This is a genomic window from Deinococcus sp. YIM 77859 (genome assembly GCF_000745175.1).
GTDB lineage: Bacteria > Deinococcota > Deinococci > Deinococcales > Deinococcaceae > Deinococcus.
In genome coordinates this window covers 459,171-478,637 of record NZ_JQNI01000004.1, presented here as the reverse complement: position 1 = coordinate 478,637, position 19,467 = coordinate 459,171, and the positions used below count along the sequence as shown (strand labels likewise).

The following is a 19,467-nucleotide window of genomic DNA, read 5'->3' as shown; positions in this document are numbered from 1 at the left end:
AAGCGAGCGACAAACCCATGCGCTGAAGCCCGTTGCCCTACTTCAGGATTTTCTTGGCGAGGTTTTCCATCTGGGCAGCGGCGGACTGAGGGGTGATGCTCAGCCCCAGCAGCGCTTGGCTGGTGTCCTTGTGGAGTTCGCCCAGCTGCGGCGGCAACTCTTGGTCATACCACAACTGCACGCTAGGCGCCTTGCTCACAAAGGTCTGAATCCGCTTGAGCAGAGGATCACTCACCTTGAGGTTCTTCACCGGCGGCAACCGGTTGTCCGCAACCCGCTCCTGCACCGCTTGCTCATCGATAAGGTACGTCAACAGCTTGAATGCTGCCTCCGGGTTCTTGCACCCACGCGAGATGCTGTAGAAATTATCCCCCACCGTCCCCAGCACCGCATTGGGGTTGCCCTTCCCCCCAGGTACCGTCGGAAAGGCAAAAAAGTCCACCTTCTTCAGAAACTCCGGGTTCTCGTTCTTGATGTTGCCCAGCTCCCACGTCCCCATCAGTTCCATCGCTGCCCGCCCCGAGTACAGCAGCTGCCGCGACACCCCGCTGTCGTAGTCCAGCCCGTTGTACCCTTGTACAAATCCCCCCGCCTTCACCAGTTCCTGGAGCAACTCCCCAGCCCTGATAAAGGCCGGGTCCGTGAAACTACCCCCCTTCTCCCGCAGCGCCGCGCTTTTGAACACTGTCGGTCCACCGATGCGGTCCACCAGATAGGCATAGAACATGCTCCCAGGCCACTTGGCCTTGTTCGCCAGCGAAAAGGCGGCCACATTGTTCTTCTTCAGTGTCCCGACCACCTTCAGCAGCTCATCCCAGGTGCGGGGTGGCTTGAGCCCATAGCGCGCAAACAGCTCCTTGTTGTACAGAATCACCGCTACCGCTGTGTTCTCCGCTGGAATGCCGTAGATCCGCTTGTTAAAGGTCACCGGGCTCCAGGATGCCGGCAGCAAGCGGTTTTTGAAAGCAGCATTCTTGTCGAGGTAGGGCGTAAGGTCCACCACCTGGTTGCTGCGGACGTACTCGTAGAGCGGCCCACCCCCCCAGGACATGAACACACAGGGCGCGCTGCCAGCGCCAAAGGCAATCTTGAGCTTGCTCTTGTAGGCGTCGTTCTGCGTAGGCGTCACCCTGACCTTGATGCCGGGGTTGGCCTGCTGAAACCGATTCACAGCATCCTGGATGATCTTCTTGCCGTTCTCGGTGGTCTGGATATGCCACAGGTCAAGGGTCGTCTGCGCCTGGGCCAGCGAAGCGCCAGCAGCCAGCACTGCCGTCAATACCGTCAAGATGGTCTTTTTCATACATGACTCCTGGGAAAGACCTCACCCGCGAACGCCACAACACGTCCGTCAGGCCGAGCAGCCGAATACCTTTACCTTGGCCTTCCTGCACCTCCCCGCCTTTCTTCGGGGCTCTAGATCATTCAGGGTTTGGGAACGGGACCGGTGGAGGCACGAACAATCAATTCGGTGGGCAGCACCAGTCGGTCCGTCACTGGGCCGACGCCGTGGAGAAGGTTCAGAAGTTGACGAGTGCCGGCCGTGCCCATCTCGACCAGGGGCTGGCGCACCGTGGTGAGGGCAGGGTGGACCTGGTTGGCCTGTGGGATATCGTCGAAACCAATCACCGAGACGTCGTTCGGGACACGAAGTCCTCGGTCCTTGACCGCTTCCATCGCTCCGAAGGCGGATACGTCGTTCGCCGCAAAGATCGCTGTTGGGGGGTGGGGCAGCTCCAGCAGAGCCTGAGCGGCAGCAAAACCGCCGGGCTGGGTATACTCGCCGGGCTGGACCAGAAGCGGGTCGAAGGGCAGGCCAGCGGTCAGAAGACCTTCACGATACCCTCGGAAACGTTCAAGGCTCGCCGTTGTGTCCCTGCGACCAGCGATAAAGGCAATGCGGCGGTGGCCAAGCTCCACCAGATGCGCCACAGCCTGACGGGTCCCCCGATAATGGTCGGCGTCTACCAGGGGAAAAGGCATGGACGTATTGGCCGACGCGACAACGACAACTGGAACTTGGGCCTGCTTGAGGGTGTCGGCGTAACGATCTAGGGAACGTGGCAGAACCATCAGCAGGCCATCGACCAGACCGCGCGAGAGTCGGCCCACATTCTGCCGTTCGTGGGAGGTGTCTTCCTGAGTGGTGGAGATGAGCAGGTCCATACCAGCTTCGTAAGCCACCAGATCAGCCCCACGAACAACTTCACTGATGTACTGGGGACCGATAGAAGGAACGACGATGCCGAGGGTGTTTGTGCGCCCCCCAGCAAGCGCCCGGGCGGAGGGATGGGCGGTGTAACCAAGCTCCTCGATCACCTGCAACACGCGCTGCCGCGTCGCCTCCGAAATACCGGGGCGCTTGTTGACGACTTTTGAAACGGTCATTTTCGATACACCCGCCAAGTTGGCGACGTCAGCAAGAGTTACAGGAGTGGAACGCATTTCGCTCCTTAGTGTAGGGCTTGGTTACCGGTAACCTTACGCGAAACACAAAGGAACGTCAACCCGTCCAGTTTCCCTGTGCTCCTTCCCTTACCGCACTACCAGTAAGGCTGAACCTGTGGCCGTAGCAGGGTCTCATAGACTTGTTGAACGGCCTGCATCTGTCCTTCACGAAGAGGAGGCAAATCTGCAGCGGCAGCATTACCCTCAGCTTGCGCCGGGTTGCGGGCGCCGGGGATGGCGCAGCTGACTTCCGGGAACATCAGAATCCAGCGTAGCGCGAACTGGGCGAGCGTCATCCCGGACGGCACCACGCCCTGGAGCCGCCGCGCAGCCTCCAATCCCAGCTCGTAGTCCACCCCCGAGAAAGTTTCTCCACGGTCAAAGACCTCTCCGTGGCGATTAAAGGTGCGGTGGTCGTCGGGCGCGAAGGTAGAGTCACGCTCGAGCTTTCCTGTCAGCAGCCCGCTGGCCAGGGGCACGCGGGCGATGACGCCCACATTTGCCTCACGTGCCGCCGGAAAGAACTGTTCGGCGGGCTTCAGTCGGAAAGCGTTGAAGATGATCTGCACGGTCGCTACGCCTGGTCGCTGGATCGCTCTGAGGGCCTCTGCGACCGTCTCCACGCTTACCCCGTAGTGCCGAAACAGACCTTCTTGCTGCAACTCGTCAAGAGCAGCAAAAACCTCGTCCCGTTCATATACCTCAGAGGGTGGGCAGTGGAGTTGTAGGAGGTCTAGGGTATCTGTGTTCAGATTCCGCAGGCTGCGCTCGGCAAAGGTCCGCAAGTTCTCGCGAGTGTACCCACTTGCCACATGCGGTTCTAGACGGCGGCCCGCCTTGGTCGCAACGTAGAAGGGTTCGGATCGCTCACGGCGGAGCTGGGCAATCAGCCGCTCGCTGTGGCCGTCTCCGTATACGTCTGCTGTGTCAAAAAAATTAACCCCCAGGTCGAGGGCACGGTGCAGAGCCGCCAGACTATCTCTGTCATTCACCTCGCCCCAGGTGCCGCCTATAGCCCAGGCACCGAAACTGATGCTTGAAACCTCATACCCCGTCTTGCCCATTGTACGGTATTGCATCCGACCTCCCGAGGAGGAAAACTCGGCTGAACCGCCGCCACACTCCCCACAAAGCACTGCCCACCTTGCTCCCTCAACCGTTTTTGCGTCTGCCCCCTTCCGTGTGTCCTCTTCCTGTTCGCCGTTTCGGGCTACGCTCTGCTCCAGCTCCGGCAGGCCGGGAGCTGTCCAGGAGCAGTTGACTGAGTTAACAAGGCTTACTTATTCAGCTTAGAGACCTCCCCGCAAGTCGTCAAGGCCATGCCCCTATTTACCGGAATATCCGTAGATTTGCCCGTTTTCAGCTGGCCCATTGACATCTCAAAAAGGCAGTGTCTAGACTCTCGTTAGTTAGGAAAATTTACCTAAGGTCTCTTACCCCTGAATGGCGAGAGGGGAAGGCGAGGCCACAGCGGAGGAACGCATGAAAAGCTTCAGCACAGCCGTCCTTGTCCTTGTGGGCACGCTTGCCCTGGCGCCCAGTGCGTCAGCCCAGAGGCCAGTCACTGTGGGCGTGAGCTGGTCGAACTTCCAAGAGGAACGCTGGAAGACGGACGAGGCTGCCATGAAGGCGCAGCTGACTAAGCTAGGCGCGAGGTATATCAGTGCCGATGCCCAGAGCAGCAACGAAAAGCAGATCTCTGACATCGAGAGCCTGATCACCCGAGGTGCAAACGTCCTCATTGTGCTGGCCCAAGACAACGAGGCGGTCCTTCCCGCCATCAGCCGCGCGAAGGCGGAAGGCATCCCGGTGATCGCCTATGACCGCCTCATCGAGGACCCCAGCGTCTTCTATATTTCCTTCAATAACCGTGAAGTTGGCCGTCTCCAAGCGCAGATGATCTACAACGTCAAGAAGTCGGGCAACTTTGCCTTTATCAAGGGCAGCCCCAGCGACCCCAACGCCGACCTGCTGTTTGCTGGACAGATGGACGTGCTCGGCCCAGCCATCCAGGCGGGCAGGATCAGGAAGGTCGGCGAGCAGTACACCGAGGGCTGGAAGCCCGAAGTCGCCCAGAACAACATGGAGCAGATTCTCACCGCCAATCGCAACAAGGTGGATGCGGTGGTAGCCAGCAACGACGGCACCGCAGGGGGCGCTATCGCTGCGCTCGCCGCTGTCGGCCTCGCAGGGAAGGTGCCTGTCTCTGGACAGGACGCTGACAAGGCAGCCTTAAACCGCATTGCGCGCGGCCTACAGACTGGCACCGTCTGGAAGGATGCTCGCGTCCTGGCGACTGAGGCCGCTAACATCGCTGTGCAACTCGCGCGGGGTACGCAACCAAACGCCATCAAGGGGGCGCAGCCTTTCAGTGGTGGCCCCAGAAAGGTCCGTGTGAACAGCATTCTGCTCAAGCCCGTCGTGATTACCAGGGCAAATCTGGGTCAAATCATCCAGGCCGGTTGGGCGACCAAAGCTGAAGTCTGCCGGGGGGTGACTGGAGCTTCTGCCCCCGCTGCCTGCCGCTAAGGCAGGACCACGTCACCCCCACACGGCAAATGCCCCAAGAACTCGTGACGAGGAAGGGGAACGTGGCGTTGCCGTGCAGGGTACCCAATGATCTCCCAGCGCCATCCTCACAGCCGCTTCCGTGCCGTGGGGCCACCGGTAAGCCTGAACAGGGCAGGCCCCACGACTTCCCCTTCTGGAGGATCCATGCAACGCCGCGCGACCTCAGGCCATCTCATGCAGCGGCCAGGTCTTCTCGACCGCCTGCAACTCGACGGCAGACTCACTTCCTTGCTGCTCGCCACCTCTGTTGTGTGGGTGGCCTTGCACCTCCTGACAGGCGGCACCTTCCTTAGCGCCCGCAACCTATGGAACCTGTCGGTGCAAACAGCCTCTGTCGGCGTCATGGTCGGCGGTATGGTGCTGGTTATCGTGATGCGCCACATCGACCTGTCTGTCGGCTCCATCCTCGGCCTGACGGGCATGATTATGGCTGTTCTGAATGCCCGCCTGCTCCCCGACACCTCTTGGAGTGGCTGGGTGACGCTTCTCGCCGGCCTCCTGGTCGGCGCGGCCATCGGTGCCGTTCAGGGAGCTTGGATCGCCTACCTGGGTGTCCCCGCTTTCGTCGTGACGCTCGGGGGTCTACTCATCTGGCGCGGTTTCGCCTGGATCATGACTTCTGGTCAGACCGTCGCACCGCTCACAGATAGCTTTCAGGTGTTTGGCGGCGGACTGGGCGGCTCCATTGGCAGTCTGTGGAGCTGGGTGATTGGCGCCCTCCTGGTGTCCGCCGTGGTCACCTCCGACGTGCGCAACTATCGCCGCCGCGCCCGCAGTGGCCTGCAGCAACGTGACCCGCTGCTGCAGATACTGGTCACAGCCCTCAGCGTCGCCCTCATTGTCGGCTTTATCCTCATCATGGTCAGCTACCCCGACCCCCGTACCGGACTCCCCCGCGGTATGCCCGTTCCTGTTCTCATCACGCTGGGTATTACGGCCCTGATGATGTGGGTGGTACGTGCGACCCGCTTTGGGCGGTACGTGTATGCGTATGGAGGGAACCCGGAAGCTGCGCGCCTTGCGGGGATCAACACCGCCCGCCTCACGGTGATGGTATTCGCGGTAATGGGCCTGCTTGCCGCCCTAGCCGGCGCCATTCAGACGGCGCGGCTGAATGCCGGTACTAACTCTACAGGCACCCTGGCAGAACTTAGCGTGATTGCCGCTGCAGTGATTGGTGGGACAAGTCTTAGCGGTGGGACGGGAAGTATCCCCGGCGCCTTTCTCGGCGCGCTGTTCATGGCAAGCCTGATCAACGGCATGCTACTGCTCGACCTGTCGAGTGCCGTGCAGAACATCGTGCAAGGCCTCGTGCTGGTCCTCGCCGTGACCCTCGATACCCTGTACCATCGCCGGAGTTCGCCATGAAACCGATCATCGAGATGCGGAACATCAGCAAGCGCTTCGGGGGAATCCACGCGTTGGAGAACGTGACAGTGGACCTTTACCCCGGTGAAGTTGTTGGCCTCCTGGGGCATAATGGCGCCGGAAAAAGTACGCTTATCAAGATCCTGTCGGGTGCCTATGCTGCCGACGAGGGGCAGATTCTGGTGAACGGCGAGCCGGTGCAGCTGCACGGCCCACGTGATGCTCAGCGGCTGGGGATCGAGACGATCTATCAGACACTGGCCTTGGCCGATAATCTTGATGTGCCGGCCAACATCTTCCTTGGCCGCGAACTGCTGCGGGGCGGCATGTTGGACGAGGACGCCATGGAGCTGGAGGCACGCCGGCTGCTGGACCGGCTGGGCGTGGTGAGCGTCCGCAATCTCAAGCAGCCGGTTGTCCGCTTTTCCGGTGGACAGCGGCAGAGCATTGCCATCAGCCGCGCCGTGTACTTCAAAGCGCGGGTGCTGATCATGGATGAGCCAACGGCAGCTCTTGGTCCCCAGGAGACGCAGCAGGTCAACGAACTGGTGATGACGCTCAAACGCGAGGGTGTCGGCATCTTTCTGATCAGCCACGACCTGCACGACGTATTCGATCTGGCGGACCGTCTGACCGTGATGAAAAACGGCCGGGTAGTGGGCACTGTGGACAAGCACGATGTGACTCAGGACGAAGTGCTAGAGATGATCATCGCTGGCAAGCTCCCGCGCGTTCTGCGTGAGAAGGCCCCATATATGCGGCCATAGGAACGCGGTGTTCCACCTACCCGCTTTGCTCCTCGGGGCAAAGTGGGAAAGTTTGACTGGGACCTCACCGGACAAGGGAACAAAGAGAGATGAGCATATGAAGGAACAACCCCAGGGCAGCGTGGTGGGAACGATTGGCAAGCAGCCGTGGGGAAAGACCCCGGATGGCCAGGACATCACCCTCTACGAACTGAGCATACCGGGTGGTCTCCAGACCAGCATTATGAATTACGGCGGCGTGTTGGTTCGCCTGATGACGCCTGACCGGCAGGGAGTCCCCGGCGATATCGTTCTAGGACATTGTCGCCCGGAACCGTACTTCGACCGCAGGTCATCCCCGTTCTTCGGTGCACTCATCGGCCGTTACGCCAACCGGATTGCCGAAGGGCGCTTCTCGCTCAACGGCCGGTTGTACCAGCTCACGCAGAATGACGGTCCCAACGCTCTACACGGCGGGGAGCGCGGCTTCGACCAGCGCCTGTGGGAGGGACGAGCCTTCGTAGGCCCGGCCGGCCCGAGTCTGGTTCTCACCTCCTTCAGCCCAGACGGCGAGGAGGGCTACCCCGGCAACCTGACTGTGCGGGTGACGTATACCCTAAGGCCGACCGGTGCCCTGCACATCGATTACGAGGCGACCACCGATGCCCCGACCATTGTGAACCTCACCAACCACACCTACTGGAACCTGACGGGCAACGCCAGTCGGGACATTCTCGATCACGAACTTACTGTGCAGGCAGATCACTTTACGCCTGTCGACGCCACCCTGATTCCGACCGGAGAACAGCTGGCGGTATCGGGAACGCCGTTCGACTTCCGGAAAGGGCAGCGAATTGGAGCGCAGGTGGACGCGGACGACCAGCAACTGCGCCTTGCAGGAGGCTACGACCACAACTTCGTCCTTCGTGGTGGGCCTGGGCTGAAGGTGGCGGCGAGGCTGTACGATCCCTCTTCTGGAAGACAAGTCGAGGTCAGCACCACCGAACCGGGGCTACAGGTGTACTCCGGTAACTTCCTCGATGGCAGCCTGACTGGGAAGGGCGGGCAGCGCTACGGACATCGCTGGGGGGTGTGCCTAGAAACACAACACTTTCCCGATTCTCCCAACAAGCCGCACTTTCCGCCAGTCGTGCTCCGGCCCGGTCAGCGCTTCTCCTCGCGCACGGTGTTCACCTTTTCCACACGCTGACTCCCCCTTCAGAAAGCAGCAGCCGCCCGCCACTCGCATTGAGGGTGACGGGGCCGCCCCGGAAGGTCTCGCGTGTGAGGACGTCGCGGTACTCGCCGGGGGGCAGGCTGAGGGTGACCTCGTGCGGCGTGGCGAGGCGGCTGACCAGAGCCACGGCGCGTTCTACCTGTCCGTCCGCTCGGGTGTACTCGCGCAGGAAGGCGAGGGCGTCCGGCCCGGTATACAGAAAGCGCAGGTTGCCCTCATGGAGGACGCGGGCCTCACGCCGGGCGTGAATCAGGGTGCGGACCTTTGCCCGCAGGTCGTGGTCCCAGCGCGCCTCATCCCAGGGCATGGGCTCACGGCACCACGGGATATTGCCCGCGCGGCTCTGGGTTACGCCCACCTCGGTGCCGTAGTACGTACAGGGCACGCCAGGATAGGCCATCAGCAGCGTGAAGGCGGCCAGGAAACGCGTGCGGTCATTTCCCACACGAAAAAGCGCCCGGCCGATGTCGTGGGACTCGAGCAGGTTCAACATGCTCAGCGCCACCTGCGGGGGCAGGACGTGATAGGCGTCCCACAGCAGCTCGGCAAGTTCTGCGCCGTCCAGGCGGCTGGGGGTACCGAGATGCGTCCTCCCGCTCATCCACTGCATCACCGGCAGGCCGAAGCCGTGGTAATTCATACTCCCGTCTTCGCCCCGGCCGTCCAGCGCGTGCTCGGGATCGAAGAAGCGTTCTCCAAACACGTAGGCGTCGGGCTTCTCCTCGCGGGCAGCCTGTTTGAGTGCTCGGTGAAGGGGCAGATTGTCCTCGTCGGTCCCGCCCGTGCCGATCATGTGCGCCACGTCCAGCCGCCAGCCCGACGCACCACGTCGCAGCCAATACCGCACCACGCTCTCCTCACCGCTGATGAATTCCCGAACCGCAAAGGGGTCACCGTAGTTGATCTTGGGCAGGGTCGGCACGTCGAAAAAGGCGTGGTAGGGCGGCTTGCCCGGCTCCTCCCGCCAGCTGAAGAGGGACCGCTCGGGAGCGCTTTCCGCCGCGAGCGCCGCACGAAACAGCGCGTTCTCGTTCCCCATGTGGTTAAAGACCCCATCCAGCACAAGCCGTATGCCCGCAGCGTCCGCCGCCCTGACCAGTTCCTCCCACGCTGCGTCTCCGCCCAGATGGGGGTCGACACGGCGGTAATCGCTGATGTCGTAGCGGTGGTTCGAGGGGCTGACAAAGATCGGGGTCAGCCACAGCCCATTCACGCCCAGCTCCTGAAGGTACGGGAGGGCCTGTGTCACGCCGTTCAGGTCACCGCCGTAGTGCGCGTGCACGTCACCCCTCGCGTCGACAGGAGTCTCCCAGGGCACCTGCTCTACCGGGCGGCCCCCATACAGGTACTCGCCCGTCCGCACGTCATTCGCGGGATCACCGTTGCGAAAGCGGTCGGGAAAGATCTGGTAGAAGACGCTGCGCCAGGCCCATTCGGGGGCAACGTGTCCGGCGAGGTACTGAAACCAGTCGCGAAAGCCCCGGCGCGTGCGGTGCAGGCCCAGCGCGGTCAGGTTCAGGTGATCATCCGGAAACAGCAGTTCCCAGGCGTAGCGCACCCGCGCCTCGTGCACCGGCAGATCCGCCTCGAACCAGCGACCTTCACCGAAAAGACCGGTGACCTCACGGGCCGGGTGCGTCTCGATCTCCCCCACCCGCACCAGGACCAGGTGGACGCCCGTCACCGGAAGTGTGACGCGCACGCGCACGCGCACCGTCCCTCCCAGCGGTACCCCGAGGCGCTCGGTGTATCCCGGTGTGTGGTCGTGCTGCGCTCCCAGACTCGCCAAAACCGTCATCGTTCCCCCCATCCAAACAGCCCGCCCGGTACAGAACTTCTGCGCGGAGGCAGAAAGGTCGTGCCGGGCGGGCAAGCGTTGCCTTCGAATTGTCTGGTGCTGAGTCTGCCCCCAGACGGCCTACGCCGTCAAGCACCCTCGCCGCCCAGGTAACTGGCGCTGAGGGCCTCGTTGCGAGCGAGTTCGTGGGCGGGGCCACGCAGTTTGACCTCCCCGGTCTCGAGCACGTAGGCCTCGTCACTGATGGCAAGGCTGGCCCGCGCGTTCTGCTCGACGAGCAACACCGTCACGCCGTCGGCGCGCAGCCCCTGCACGATGCGCAGGATGTCCCGCACGATGAGGGGCGCCAGGCCCAACGAGGGCTCGTCCAGCAGCAGCAGCCGGGGCCTTGCCATCAGCGCCCGGCCAATCGCCAGCATCTGCTGCTCGCCGCCCGAGAGGGTGCCTGCCAGTTGCCGGCGGCGTTCCAGCAGGCGGGGAAAACGGGCATAGACGTTTTCCAGGTCCGCACGCCAATTCATGCGGCGGCGGCTGTAGGCGCCCAGTTGCAGGTTGTCCTGTACCGTCATGGACGCAAACAGGTCACGGCGCTCGGGCACCAGGCTGATGCCCCGGGCCACCCGCGTTTCCAGCGGCACCCCCCGCAGGGGCTCGCCCCGGTACAGAAGTTCGCCACTGGAGGGCAACACCCCCATGATGGCGTTCATCAGGGTGGTTTTTCCCGCACCATTGGCCCCGATCACGCTCACGATGCGCCCCGCCGGAACCTGGAGGCTCACGCCGCGCAGGGCTTCGACGTGGCCGTAGCGGGTGGACAGGTCGCGCACCTCAAGCAGCAGGGGCGCGTCCCTCTGGGCGAGAGACTGAGACTGATCCGGCGCCACCGTCATGCGGCCCCCTCTTCCAGCTCCACGCCGAGATAGGCCTCGCGCACAGCGGGATTGGCGCGGACCTCAGCCGGCGTGCCCTCGGCCAGCCGCTCACCGTAGTTCATCACCACCAGGCGGTCGACCAGATTCATCACGAGATCCATGTCGTGTTCGACCAGCAAGATGGTGACGCCCTCCGCACGCAGCCGCCTGAGCAGCGCGACCAGCTCCATCTTCTCGCCGTAGCGCAGGCCTGCGGCGGGTTCGTCCAGCAGCAGCAGCGTGGGGTCGGCGGTCAGCGCCCGGGCAACTTCCAGGATACGCTGCTGGCCCAGCGCGAGGTTGCCTGCCAGGGCAAACGCCTGATCTCCCAGGCCGACACGGGCCAGTTGGCGCAGCGCCTCGTGTTGCAGGGCGGCCTCCTCCCGGCGCTCCAGGTGCAGCAGGCTGGCGAGCAGACCTGCGCGCCCCCGCGCGTACCCGCCCATCATCGTGTTGGCCAGCAGGGTGAGGTCGGGCAGCAGGTGCACATGCTGGAAGGTGCGGGCCACGCCCAGGCGGTGAATCTGTTCGGCACTTCGCCGGGTGATGTCCTGCCCGGCAAGGAGCACCTGACCACGCGTCGCGGGGCTGACGCCGGTGATCAGGTTAAACAGGGTGCTCTTGCCTGCCCCATTGGGACCGATCAGCCCCAGAATTTCCCCGCTTTGCAGCTCAAAGGACACGTCGTTCACGGCCCGTAAGCCGCCGAACTGCTTGACCGCGTGCCTCACCGTGAGCAGGGGGAGGCCCGGCTGCGGTTTGGTCCGGGAGGGCAGGGGCTGGGGTTCGGGCAGCAGGCGTGGGCTTTCCTGTGGCAGCAGCCGTTCGAGCAGGGGCCACAGGCCGCGCCGAGCAAATTGCAGCATCAGAATGACGAGAACGCCGAAGACGATCACCTCGAAGTTGCCCTGCGCCCCGATCAAGGCGGGCAGCAGGTCGCGCAACCACTCGCGCAGCAGTGTGATGAGGGCCGACCCCAGCACTGCCCCCCACACGTACTGCGGGCCGCCGACCACCGCCATAAAGAGGTACTCGATCCCCGCTTGCAGACTGAAGGGCGTGGGATTCACGAACCGCTGGCTGTGCGCGTACAGCCAACCGGCCAGCGACGCCATCAACGCCGCGAGCACAAAGACCTGCACCCGCAGCCGAAAGGGATTCACGCCAAAGGCTTCTGCGACCACCGGCCCGCTGCGCAGCGCCCGCAGCGCGCGGCCCACTCGGCTCGAGAGCAGGAACTGTACAGCCAGCGCGACCAGACCCAGACCGACCAGGGCCAGATAGGCGAAGGCTCGCGGCGAAGTCAGGGGAAACCCCAAGAGGGTCACCGGGGGGATATCGGTGATGCCGGTAAACCCGCCCAGCGCGGGAGTGTTGCCGAAGACGTAGTAGAGGCTCATGCCCCAGGCGATGGTCGCGAGGGGGAGATAGTGGCCCTGCATACGGAGGGTCACCAACCCCAGAACGAGGGCCACCAGGGCCGTGACCACGAAGCCCGCCAGGAGGGTCAGCCAGGGACTCCACCCAGCCTGGGTGGTCAGCATGGCCGTGGTATAGGCGCCCAGGCCCATAAAGGCAGCCTGGCCGAAGGAGGTAAGCCCCACAATGCCGGTCAGCAGCACCAGGCCGATGGCGACGATGGCAAAAATGGCGATATTCACCAGCAGGGTCACCTGGAAAAGCGGCAGGACCAGGGGCAGGGCCAGCATGACCACCGCCGCCGCCCCAGCCAGCAGCGCGCGGCGCGAAAATCCGGGGCGTGTCATTCTTCATCCTCGGGGACGTGCCGGGTGGTGAGGGAGCGCCACAGCAGCACGGGCAGGATCAGCGTGAACACGATGACCTCCTTCCAGGCCGACAGACTAAAGGAGGCAAAACTCTCGATCAGGCCGACCAGCAGGGCTCCTGCTGCCGCGAGGGGGTAGCTGACCAGCCCGCCGAGAATCGCGCCGATAAAGCCCTTGAGGCCGATGAGAAAGCCTGAATCGTACGTCATGGCGACGCTCGGTCCGATCAGCATACCGCCCAGCGCCCCGATCAGGGCGGCCAACGTCAAGGTGAGTGTTCCCGCTGAGGAAGGGCTGATCCCCACCAAGCGCGCCCCCAGACGGTTGACCGCGGTGGCGCGCAGGGCCTTGCCGGCCATGGTGCGCTCGAAAAAGACGTACAGAGCCAGCATCAGCAGCGCCGAAACCAGAACCACCAGCAGGCTCTGCCTGCTTAGGGTGACCTGTCCTAGCGTGACATTTCCGGCGGCAAAGGGAGGGGTGCGGGAACCTTCCGGACCGAAAAACACGAGCGCCAGCCCGGTCAGAACGAGATGCAGGGCCACTGAGGCGATCAGCAGGACGAGCACGGTGGCGTTCTGAAGGGGCTGGTAGACGGTGCGGTACAGCAGCGGTCCCATCGGCGCGACCAGCAGCAGGGTCAGCAGCACCTGCACCCCCAGCGGCGCCTGGCGTGGAGCGAGCCAACCGGTCAGCGCCCAAAGCGCTCCGCCGAAAAGGGCGGCACCCACCAGGGTCAGGATTCCTCGCCCGCCCCGCCCCTGGCGCCCCTGCGCGAAGCCTTCGATCAGGGCGGCCACGCCCAGCAGCACCAGCAGCAACCACAGGGTGCCGGGAACGCGCCCCTGTTGCAGAGAAGCGAGTGTCAGTGTCCCAAACACGACGAACTCGCCCTGCGGAATAAAGATCACGCGGGTGACGGCGAACACCAGCACCAACGCCAGCGCCAACAGGGCGTAGACCGCCCCGTTCGTCAAGCCATCGGCCGCAAGAATAGAAGCGATCTGAACATCCATATCAGGAGCCTTTCTGAAAGGGAGCCGCACGTGAAAAGAAAGAGGTGAACGGCCTCATCTTAAGGTCCTAGACCCCCAACACCGAAGCACCAGGAGGCCACCTTCAGGGATGTTCTTCCCGTATGGGCTCCCCGGCCACGTACACCTGTACAACGTTCAGGTCGCGGTCCAGCACAGTGAGGTCGGCGCGTAGGCCAGGTTCCAGACGGCCGCGGTCGGTCAGGCCCACAGAGGCGGCGGGCACGGCGCTGAGCATTTCGCTCACCACCGAAAGAGACACTCCGGTCCGAACAGCATTCCGTAGCGCCACATCCAGCGTGAGCACACTCCCGGCCAGGGTGCCGTCTGCCCGCGTGGCCTTGCCGCCGCGCACGGTCACGGGCTGACCGCCAAGCTCGCTGGGGCCGTCCCCCATTCCTGCCGCGCGTATGGCGTCCGTCACCAGCAGAACCCGGCCCGGTGCCGCGGCCAAGGCCAGATGAAAGCTGCTGGGATGGACGTGGATCAGGTCCAGAATCACCTCTTGGTAGGCGTGCGGGTCGGTCAGCAGGGCACCGGGAGGACCGGGCGTGCGGCCCTCGATGCCGCCCATGGCGTTGAAGAGGTGAGTGGCGCAGCTGCGCCCCCCAGCGGCGTGAACCGCTCTCAGCAGCGCGGTCACCGTCTCGGCATCCGCACAGGTGTGACCGATGCCGATCCGGACTCCTGCGCGCGCAAAGGCGAGAGCGGCATCGAGGGCTCCGGGAAGTTCGGGCGCGAGGGTGACGGCACGAACGGCACCCGTCGCCAGCACCTCCTGAACGAGGTCCAGGGTGGGCAAGACCGTGTGCGGCGGTTGCGCTCCCAGCCGTCCGGGGCTGAGAAAGGGGCCTTCGAGATGGGCACCGATCACGTCCGCGCCCCCCGGCACGCCGCCCGTCGCCATCACCTCACGGATCCCGAACAGGGCGGCCAACACGCTCTCCCAGGGGTTGGTGATGGTGGTGGGCAGCAGGGTGGTGGTGCCGTGCCGAGCGTGCAGGCGGGCCAGCATCCGCACACCTTCCGGACCGTCCATCGTATCGCCCCCGCCTCCGCCGTGAACGTGGGTATCCACAAAGCCGGGGAGGATGAACCGTTCCGCTGCTCCTTCCGAAAAGGGCTCCACAGCGACCAGCGTTCTGCCGAAGCGGACCCGCCCCGGGACGGTGCCCTGCGGCAACACCAAGATGCCGCTGAGGGTGCGGCTCATCCCCTCTCCCCTCCCCCCCGACGGACCAGCGTTCTGGATGCCCCCGCACCCAGGGAATGGGCAGCAGTGACGCGACGCCTCCTCATCTCGTAGGGGGGAACGGGGCTGGCCTCATCCGCGACGTCCTTTCTGCCCCTGCACTATACGTTGTTCGCCTCCACCCCGAAGAGAGCGGCGGGGCGAAATCACGGGGAGTCCGCGCGACAGGGTGCCTCTGGTGGTCGCCACCCTCGGTCAGCTCCTCACCCTGATGCACCGCACTGCTATCTTCCCCCCATGCGGGGCGCGGTGCAGGTCTGGCGGGTTGCGGGTGCGCACCTCTGGCGGGAGCTCCCGCGACTGATCGTGGTGAATGTGCTGTGGGTCGTGGCCGCCTGGCCGCTATTCACCTTGGGCGCAGCCACCCTGACCGCCTATGCCTGGCTGCGCCGCGCAGTGCTGGAGGTGGAGGAGGAGCGCCGGGCACACCGCCCGGAGGAACCCCCCGTGCCGCAAGAGCCGCTTTCTTCTCTTCCCCGTTTTTTTGGGCGCCTGTGGTGGCCGGGGACGCTGTGGGCAGCGCTCAATGCGCTGGTGCTGGTCGTGCTGTACGCGAATGTTGCGCTGTGGAGTGCGCAGCCGGGCACCCTGCGCGGCGCTGTGGGGGCGGTACTCGGTGTGGTGCTGGGGTGGCTCTGGCTCACGCTGCAACCGTTTCTGTTGGACGCGCTTGCCGAGGGCCTGCCGCTTTCCCGCGCACTGCTCGAAGCTGGGCGGATTGTGCTGGCCTATCCCCTCCACACACAGCTATGCGCGTTGCCGCCGCTATTGCTGGCGGTTTTGGCAGCGTCTTTCACCACACTTTGGCCGGTGGTGGGCGTCAGCGCCCTGCTGCTGTACTGGGCTGTGGTCGCCACGAGCCAGCCTCGGCCGCTCTCAGCACAACGCTTTGAGGATGTGCTGTGAAGGCCTGCCCCTTCCTGAGAATCCAGAAAGAGCCAAGAAACGCTCAATATGAACGGGGCGAACTTGTTACCGAGAAGAGGCCGCACGAGCTAACCTCTTGACGTCAGATGAGTAGGGCGGGCAACAGTGGTTCACCAGACGCCAGGTGACCGCTGCTTTTCACGCTCCCGCCCGCTGGCAACACGAGGTTTTTCATGAACAAGACACTCTTTCTCCTGACGGCCGCCCTGCTGGGCAGCGCTGGTGCCCAAAAGGTCACGCTTGATCTGTGGGCCCACTGGGGCTCTGAGCAACGCCGCCCCACCATCAACCGGATCATCGACACCTGGAACAAGAAAAACCCCAATATTCAGGTGAAGTACACCTTTGTGCCCTTCGACCAGCTTCCCACCAAGACGCTGGCCGCCATCGCCGCCAAAAATCCGCCGGACGTCGTGGTGATCGATATCCGCACCACACCGCTGCGAGCCTCCAAGAACCAGGCGACGAACCTCAGCCGCCTGGGGGCGGACCGGTTAAAGGATCAGTTCTACCCGAACCTCTGGGCCACCGCCACCTACAAGGGGGAGCAGTACGGCCTGCCCTTTGTGACGGATAGCCGCTTCCTGTACTACAACAAAGACCTTTTTAAGGAAGTTGGCCTGAACCCGAACAAGCCGCCGACCACCTGGGATGAGCTGGAAGCCTATGCCAAGAAGCTCGACAAGAAGACCGGGCCGGTCTACCAGCGCATCGGCTTCCATCCCCTCTACGGCAGCTTCGGCCTCGAAAGCTGGGTGTCCAATGCCGGGGGCAGCATGTGGGACGAGGACCGGGAGAATCCGCGCTTCACCAACCCCACGGCCCTGAGGACCCTCACTTGGATCAAGGAGTGGACCGACCGCCTGGGGGCTCGCAACGTGCAGGCGTTTCGCAGCAGCTTTGGCAGCGGCGCGCAGGATCCCTTCATCTCCGGCAAGCTGGGCATGATCATCGACATCGGCGGCTACGCGGCCACCCTGAAGAAGTACGCGCCCAACATGAACTACGGCATGGCGCGCATTCCCACGCCGACGGGACAGCCCGGGCCGGGGACCTCGTCCGGTGGCGGCTTCAACCTGGAAATCCCGGTGGGCACCAAGCATCCCAAGGAAGCGTTCGCCTTCGCGCGGTACATGGCGACAGAGGGCGCGCGCATCTGGGCGCAGGAACAGAATGACTTCCCCGGCTACAAAAACGCGTCGCTCAGCGTGACCACGCCCGCTTTCCGCATGATGTCCGCGAACATGAAGTACACCGAGGTCAGCTCCGCTCCGCGGTATGCGCCCAGCTACGGCAGCATCCTTGATAAGGCTGTCGACGACGCGGTGTACCGTGGGGAGGACCCCAAAAAGGCCCTCGAAGAGGCACAGGCGCAGGTCCAGCGGCTGGTCAACAGCAACAGGTAGCTCCTTCTCTTGTTGCCGGGTGAAGCGGGTGACACCGCTTTGCCCGGGTCCTTTCAGGAGGTCTGAACCATGTCCCCTTTCCCGACCGTGGCGGCTCAACCGTGAGCGGCACGTCTTCTCCCCTGCCGCGCCGCCGCGGACTGAATCACCGCCAGCGCGAGGCCCTGTGGGGCTACCTCTTCATCGCGCCCTGGCTGATCGGCTTTCTGTGCTTTGTGCTGGGGCCGATGCTGTTTTCGCTGTACGCGAGCTTCACGAACTACGACATCACCTCGCGCTTTGACTGGGTCGGGGTGCAGAACTACGTGCAACTGCTGACGCAGGACACCCGCTTCTGGAAAGCGCTCTCCAATACCGCCTACTACGCCACCTTCGCCGTGCCTTTGGGCATCGCCACCGGCCTGCTGATCGCGGTGCTGCTGAATCAAGAGGTGCGGGGACAGCGGGTGTTTCGCACGATCTTCTTCCTGCCCAAAGTCCTCACCGGTGTGGCGGTGCTGCTGCTGTGGCTGTGGGTGTTTAACCCGCAGGTGGGCCTGATCAATACGGCCCTGTACCGTCTGGGCGTGCCCGAAAATGACCTGCCGCTGTGGTTCGCCGATCCCGTATGGGCCAAGCCCGCCCTTATCATCATGAGCATGTGGGCCGCAGCAGGTGGCTTTATGTTCTATCTGGCGGCCCTCAAGGGTGTGCCCCGCGACCTGTACGAGTCGGCGCAGATCGACGGAGCGAGCTCCTGGCGGCAGTTTTGGGCGGTGACGGTGCCGCTGATCTCGCCGGTGATCTTTTTCAAGCTGATCACCGGCATCTCGGGCGCGCTGCAATTCTGGTCCGAATCGCTGATTCTGACCAAGGGTGGCCCCAGTGACAGCACGCTCTTTTACGGGCTGTACATCTGGCAGACGGCCTTTACCGACCTGCGCATGGGCTACGCTTCGGCGCTGGCCTGGATTCTGCTGCTCATCACCCTGGCGATCACCGGCGTGCAGCTGTGGTTCTCACGGCGTTGGGTGCACTACGAAGGCGAGGTGCGCTGAGATGGCGCTCTCCCGTCCCGAAGTGCAGCTTCGGCCGCGTTCTGCCCGCACCGGCGGTCCCCGGCGCGTCAGCGGGCTGCTGCTGGGCCGCGCCCTGGCCTTTGCTGCTCTCGTCGGACTGTCCCTGCTGATCCTCTACCCGGCGCTGTGGATGGTGTCTACCTCGCTCAAGCCCGACGATCAGGTCTTCGCCTATCCGCCGCGCTGGATTCCCAACCCCATCGTGTGGGAAAACTACGCCCGCGCCTGGGCGAGCGCGCCCTTTACCCGTTACGCCATCAACAGCCTGTTCTACGCCGTGAGTGTCACGTTCGGCACGGTGCTCTCGTGCTCACTCGCCGCCTACGGCTTTTCTAAGCTGCGCTTTCCGGGCCGCGACTTCCTCTTTCTGGTGATGCTCTCTACCATGATGATTCCCGGACTGGTCACCATGGTGCCGCAGTACGTCCTGTTCAGCAAGCTGGGCTGGATCAACACCTACCTGCCGCTCATCGTGCCTTCCTTTTTCGCAGGGGCCTTTTTCACCTTTATGCTCCGCCAGTACTTCCTGACCATCCCCAACGAACTGCTGGAGGCAGCTCGGGTAGACGGCGCAAGCGAGCTGTGGATCTGGGCGCGGGTGATGTTGCCGCTCGCGACCCCGGCCCTTGCAACAGTCGCCATCTTCACCTTTGACGGTGCCTGGAACGACTACGTCAATCCGCTGCTGTACCTGAATGACGAGCGGCTCTACACCCTGCAGGTGGGGCTGAAGTTCTTCCAGGACGCTAATAACGTGCAGTGGCAACTCTTGATGGCGGCCTCGGTGCTGGTGCTGCTGCCGGTCGTGCTCATCTTCTTCGTGTTCCAGAAGTATTTCGTGGAAGGAGCCACCCTCACCGGCAGTGTCAAAGGCTGAGGCGCGGTGCCTGACCGCCTGACAGATTTTATGAGGGCGAGCGAAAA

The 19,467-nt window shown here is 63.6% G+C and carries 16 protein-coding genes; 8 read left to right on the top strand and 8 right to left on the bottom strand.

Annotated elements, in window-relative coordinates:
* Window positions 1-37: 37 nt before the first annotated feature.
* From EI73_RS15310 to EI73_RS15300, 3 genes are all read right to left on the bottom strand, one after another.
* Complete coding sequence (locus tag EI73_RS15310; RefSeq protein WP_034389007.1) at window positions 38-1,303, bottom strand: extracellular solute-binding protein; 1,266 nt, start codon at window positions 1,301-1,303, stop codon at window positions 38-40.
* Between the two features lie 122 nt (window positions 1,304-1,425).
* Window positions 1,426-2,445 (bottom strand): LacI family DNA-binding transcriptional regulator, encoded by a 1,020-nt coding sequence (locus EI73_RS15305; RefSeq protein ID WP_051935688.1) that lies wholly within the window; start codon window positions 2,443-2,445, stop codon window positions 1,426-1,428.
* Between the two features lie 98 nt (window positions 2,446-2,543).
* Window positions 2,544-3,527 (bottom strand): aldo/keto reductase, encoded by a 984-nt coding sequence (locus tag EI73_RS15300; RefSeq protein WP_034389003.1) that lies wholly within the window; start codon window positions 3,525-3,527, stop codon window positions 2,544-2,546.
* Between the two features lie 403 nt (window positions 3,528-3,930).
* On the opposite strand from EI73_RS15300, the gene xylF reads away from it, so the two are divergent.
* From xylF to EI73_RS15280, 4 genes are all read left to right on the top strand, one after another.
* Complete coding sequence (gene xylF / locus EI73_RS15295) at window positions 3,931-4,977, top strand: D-xylose ABC transporter substrate-binding protein (RefSeq protein ID WP_034389001.1); 1,047 nt, start codon at window positions 3,931-3,933, stop codon at window positions 4,975-4,977.
* A gap of 186 nt (window positions 4,978-5,163) precedes the next feature.
* Window positions 5,164-6,387 carry a sugar ABC transporter permease gene (locus EI73_RS15290; RefSeq protein WP_034388999.1) on the top strand — a complete coding sequence of 408 codons (1,224 nt, stop codon included), beginning with the start codon at window positions 5,164-5,166 and terminating at the stop codon, window positions 6,385-6,387.
* Window positions 6,384-7,154 carry an ATP-binding cassette domain-containing protein gene (locus EI73_RS15285; protein ID WP_034388997.1) on the top strand — a complete coding sequence of 257 codons (771 nt, stop codon included), beginning with the start codon at window positions 6,384-6,386 and terminating at the stop codon, window positions 7,152-7,154. Before EI73_RS15290 ends, EI73_RS15285 begins: the two co-directional genes overlap by 4 nt.
* 97 nt (window positions 7,155-7,251) lie before the next feature.
* Window positions 7,252-8,343, top strand: a complete 1,092-nt coding sequence (locus EI73_RS15280; protein WP_034388996.1) for an aldose epimerase family protein — start codon at window positions 7,252-7,254, stop codon at window positions 8,341-8,343.
* Here EI73_RS15280 and EI73_RS15275 read toward each other — a convergent pair.
* The 5 genes from EI73_RS15275 to EI73_RS15255 form a co-directional block, all read right to left on the bottom strand.
* Complete coding sequence (locus EI73_RS15275; protein ID WP_034389223.1) at window positions 8,324-10,168, bottom strand: glycoside hydrolase family 13 protein; 1,845 nt, start codon at window positions 10,166-10,168, stop codon at window positions 8,324-8,326. The genes EI73_RS15280 and EI73_RS15275 overlap by 20 nt on opposite strands.
* A 128-nt stretch (window positions 10,169-10,296) precedes the next feature.
* Window positions 10,297-11,058 (bottom strand): ABC transporter ATP-binding protein, encoded by a 762-nt coding sequence (locus EI73_RS15270; protein WP_051935687.1) that lies wholly within the window; start codon window positions 11,056-11,058, stop codon window positions 10,297-10,299.
* The gene (locus EI73_RS15265; protein WP_034388994.1) at window positions 11,055-12,845 is read right to left on the bottom strand and encodes an ATP-binding cassette domain-containing protein; all 1,791 of its coding nucleotides are present in this window, start codon (window positions 12,843-12,845) and stop codon (window positions 11,055-11,057) included. Before EI73_RS15265 ends, EI73_RS15270 begins: the two co-directional genes overlap by 4 nt.
* Window positions 12,842-13,882 carry a branched-chain amino acid ABC transporter permease gene (locus EI73_RS15260; RefSeq protein ID WP_034388992.1) on the bottom strand — a complete coding sequence of 347 codons (1,041 nt, stop codon included), beginning with the start codon at window positions 13,880-13,882 and terminating at the stop codon, window positions 12,842-12,844. Before EI73_RS15260 ends, EI73_RS15265 begins: the two co-directional genes overlap by 4 nt.
* A 103-nt stretch (window positions 13,883-13,985) precedes the next feature.
* A complete protein-coding gene (locus tag EI73_RS15255) occupies window positions 13,986-15,113 on the bottom strand; it encodes an N-acetylglucosamine-6-phosphate deacetylase (RefSeq protein WP_034388990.1) in 1,128 nt (375 codons plus the stop codon).
* Between the two features lie 276 nt (window positions 15,114-15,389).
* On the opposite strand from EI73_RS15255, the gene EI73_RS15765 reads away from it, so the two are divergent.
* The 4 genes from EI73_RS15765 (at window position 15,390) to EI73_RS15235 (ending at window position 19,420) form a co-directional block, all read left to right on the top strand.
* Entirely contained in the window at window positions 15,390-16,058 is a 669-nt protein-coding gene (locus EI73_RS15765) for a hypothetical protein (RefSeq protein ID WP_051935686.1), read from the top strand.
* A 194-nt stretch (window positions 16,059-16,252) separates the two neighbouring features.
* Window positions 16,253-17,485: an ABC transporter substrate-binding protein gene (locus EI73_RS15245; RefSeq protein ID WP_051935685.1), complete on the top strand. Its 1,233-nt coding sequence runs from the start codon at window positions 16,253-16,255 to the stop codon at window positions 17,483-17,485.
* A gap of 101 nt (window positions 17,486-17,586) precedes the next feature.
* Entirely contained in the window at window positions 17,587-18,522 is a 936-nt protein-coding gene (locus EI73_RS15240) for a carbohydrate ABC transporter permease (protein ID WP_231557379.1), read from the top strand.
* A 1-nt stretch (window position 18,523) separates the two neighbouring features.
* Window positions 18,524-19,420, top strand: coding sequence for a carbohydrate ABC transporter permease (locus EI73_RS15235; protein ID WP_081909126.1), 897 nt, complete (start codon window positions 18,524-18,526; stop codon window positions 19,418-19,420).
* Window positions 19,421-19,467 lie beyond the last annotated feature (47 nt).

What these genes read in the sequence shown, in the direction of transcription:
- EI73_RS15310 (WP_034389007.1), bottom strand. Translation starts at nt 1,303, where the DNA reads ATGAAAAAGACCATCTTGACGGTATTGACGGCAGTGCTGGCTGCTGGC.
- EI73_RS15305 (WP_051935688.1), bottom strand. Translation starts at nt 2,445, where the DNA reads ATGCGTTCCACTCCTGTAACTCTTGCTGACGTCGCCAACTTGGCGGGT.
- EI73_RS15300 (WP_034389003.1), bottom strand. Translation starts at nt 3,527, where the DNA reads ATGCAATACCGTACAATGGGCAAGACGGGGTATGAGGTTTCAAGCATC.
- xylF (WP_034389001.1), top strand. Translation starts at nt 3,931, where the DNA reads ATGAAAAGCTTCAGCACAGCCGTCCTTGTCCTTGTGGGCACGCTTGCC.
- EI73_RS15290 (WP_034388999.1), top strand. Translation starts at nt 5,164, where the DNA reads ATGCAACGCCGCGCGACCTCAGGCCATCTCATGCAGCGGCCAGGTCTT.
- EI73_RS15285 (WP_034388997.1), top strand. Translation starts at nt 6,384, where the DNA reads ATGAAACCGATCATCGAGATGCGGAACATCAGCAAGCGCTTCGGGGGA.
- EI73_RS15280 (WP_034388996.1), top strand. Translation starts at nt 7,252, where the DNA reads ATGAAGGAACAACCCCAGGGCAGCGTGGTGGGAACGATTGGCAAGCAG.
- EI73_RS15275 (WP_034389223.1), bottom strand. Translation starts at nt 10,168, where the DNA reads ATGACGGTTTTGGCGAGTCTGGGAGCGCAGCACGACCACACACCGGGA.
- EI73_RS15270 (WP_051935687.1), bottom strand. Translation starts at nt 11,058, where the DNA reads ATGACGGTGGCGCCGGATCAGTCTCAGTCTCTCGCCCAGAGGGACGCG.
- EI73_RS15265 (WP_034388994.1), bottom strand. Translation starts at nt 12,845, where the DNA reads ATGACACGCCCCGGATTTTCGCGCCGCGCGCTGCTGGCTGGGGCGGCG.
- EI73_RS15260 (WP_034388992.1), bottom strand. Translation starts at nt 13,882, where the DNA reads ATGGATGTTCAGATCGCTTCTATTCTTGCGGCCGATGGCTTGACGAAC.
- EI73_RS15255 (WP_034388990.1), bottom strand. Translation starts at nt 15,113, where the DNA reads ATGAGCCGCACCCTCAGCGGCATCTTGGTGTTGCCGCAGGGCACCGTC.
- EI73_RS15765 (WP_051935686.1), top strand. Translation starts at nt 15,390, where the DNA reads ATGCGGGGCGCGGTGCAGGTCTGGCGGGTTGCGGGTGCGCACCTCTGG.
- EI73_RS15245 (WP_051935685.1), top strand. Translation starts at nt 16,253, where the DNA reads ATGAACAAGACACTCTTTCTCCTGACGGCCGCCCTGCTGGGCAGCGCT.
- EI73_RS15235 (WP_081909126.1), top strand. Translation starts at nt 18,524, where the DNA reads ATGGCGCTCTCCCGTCCCGAAGTGCAGCTTCGGCCGCGTTCTGCCCGC.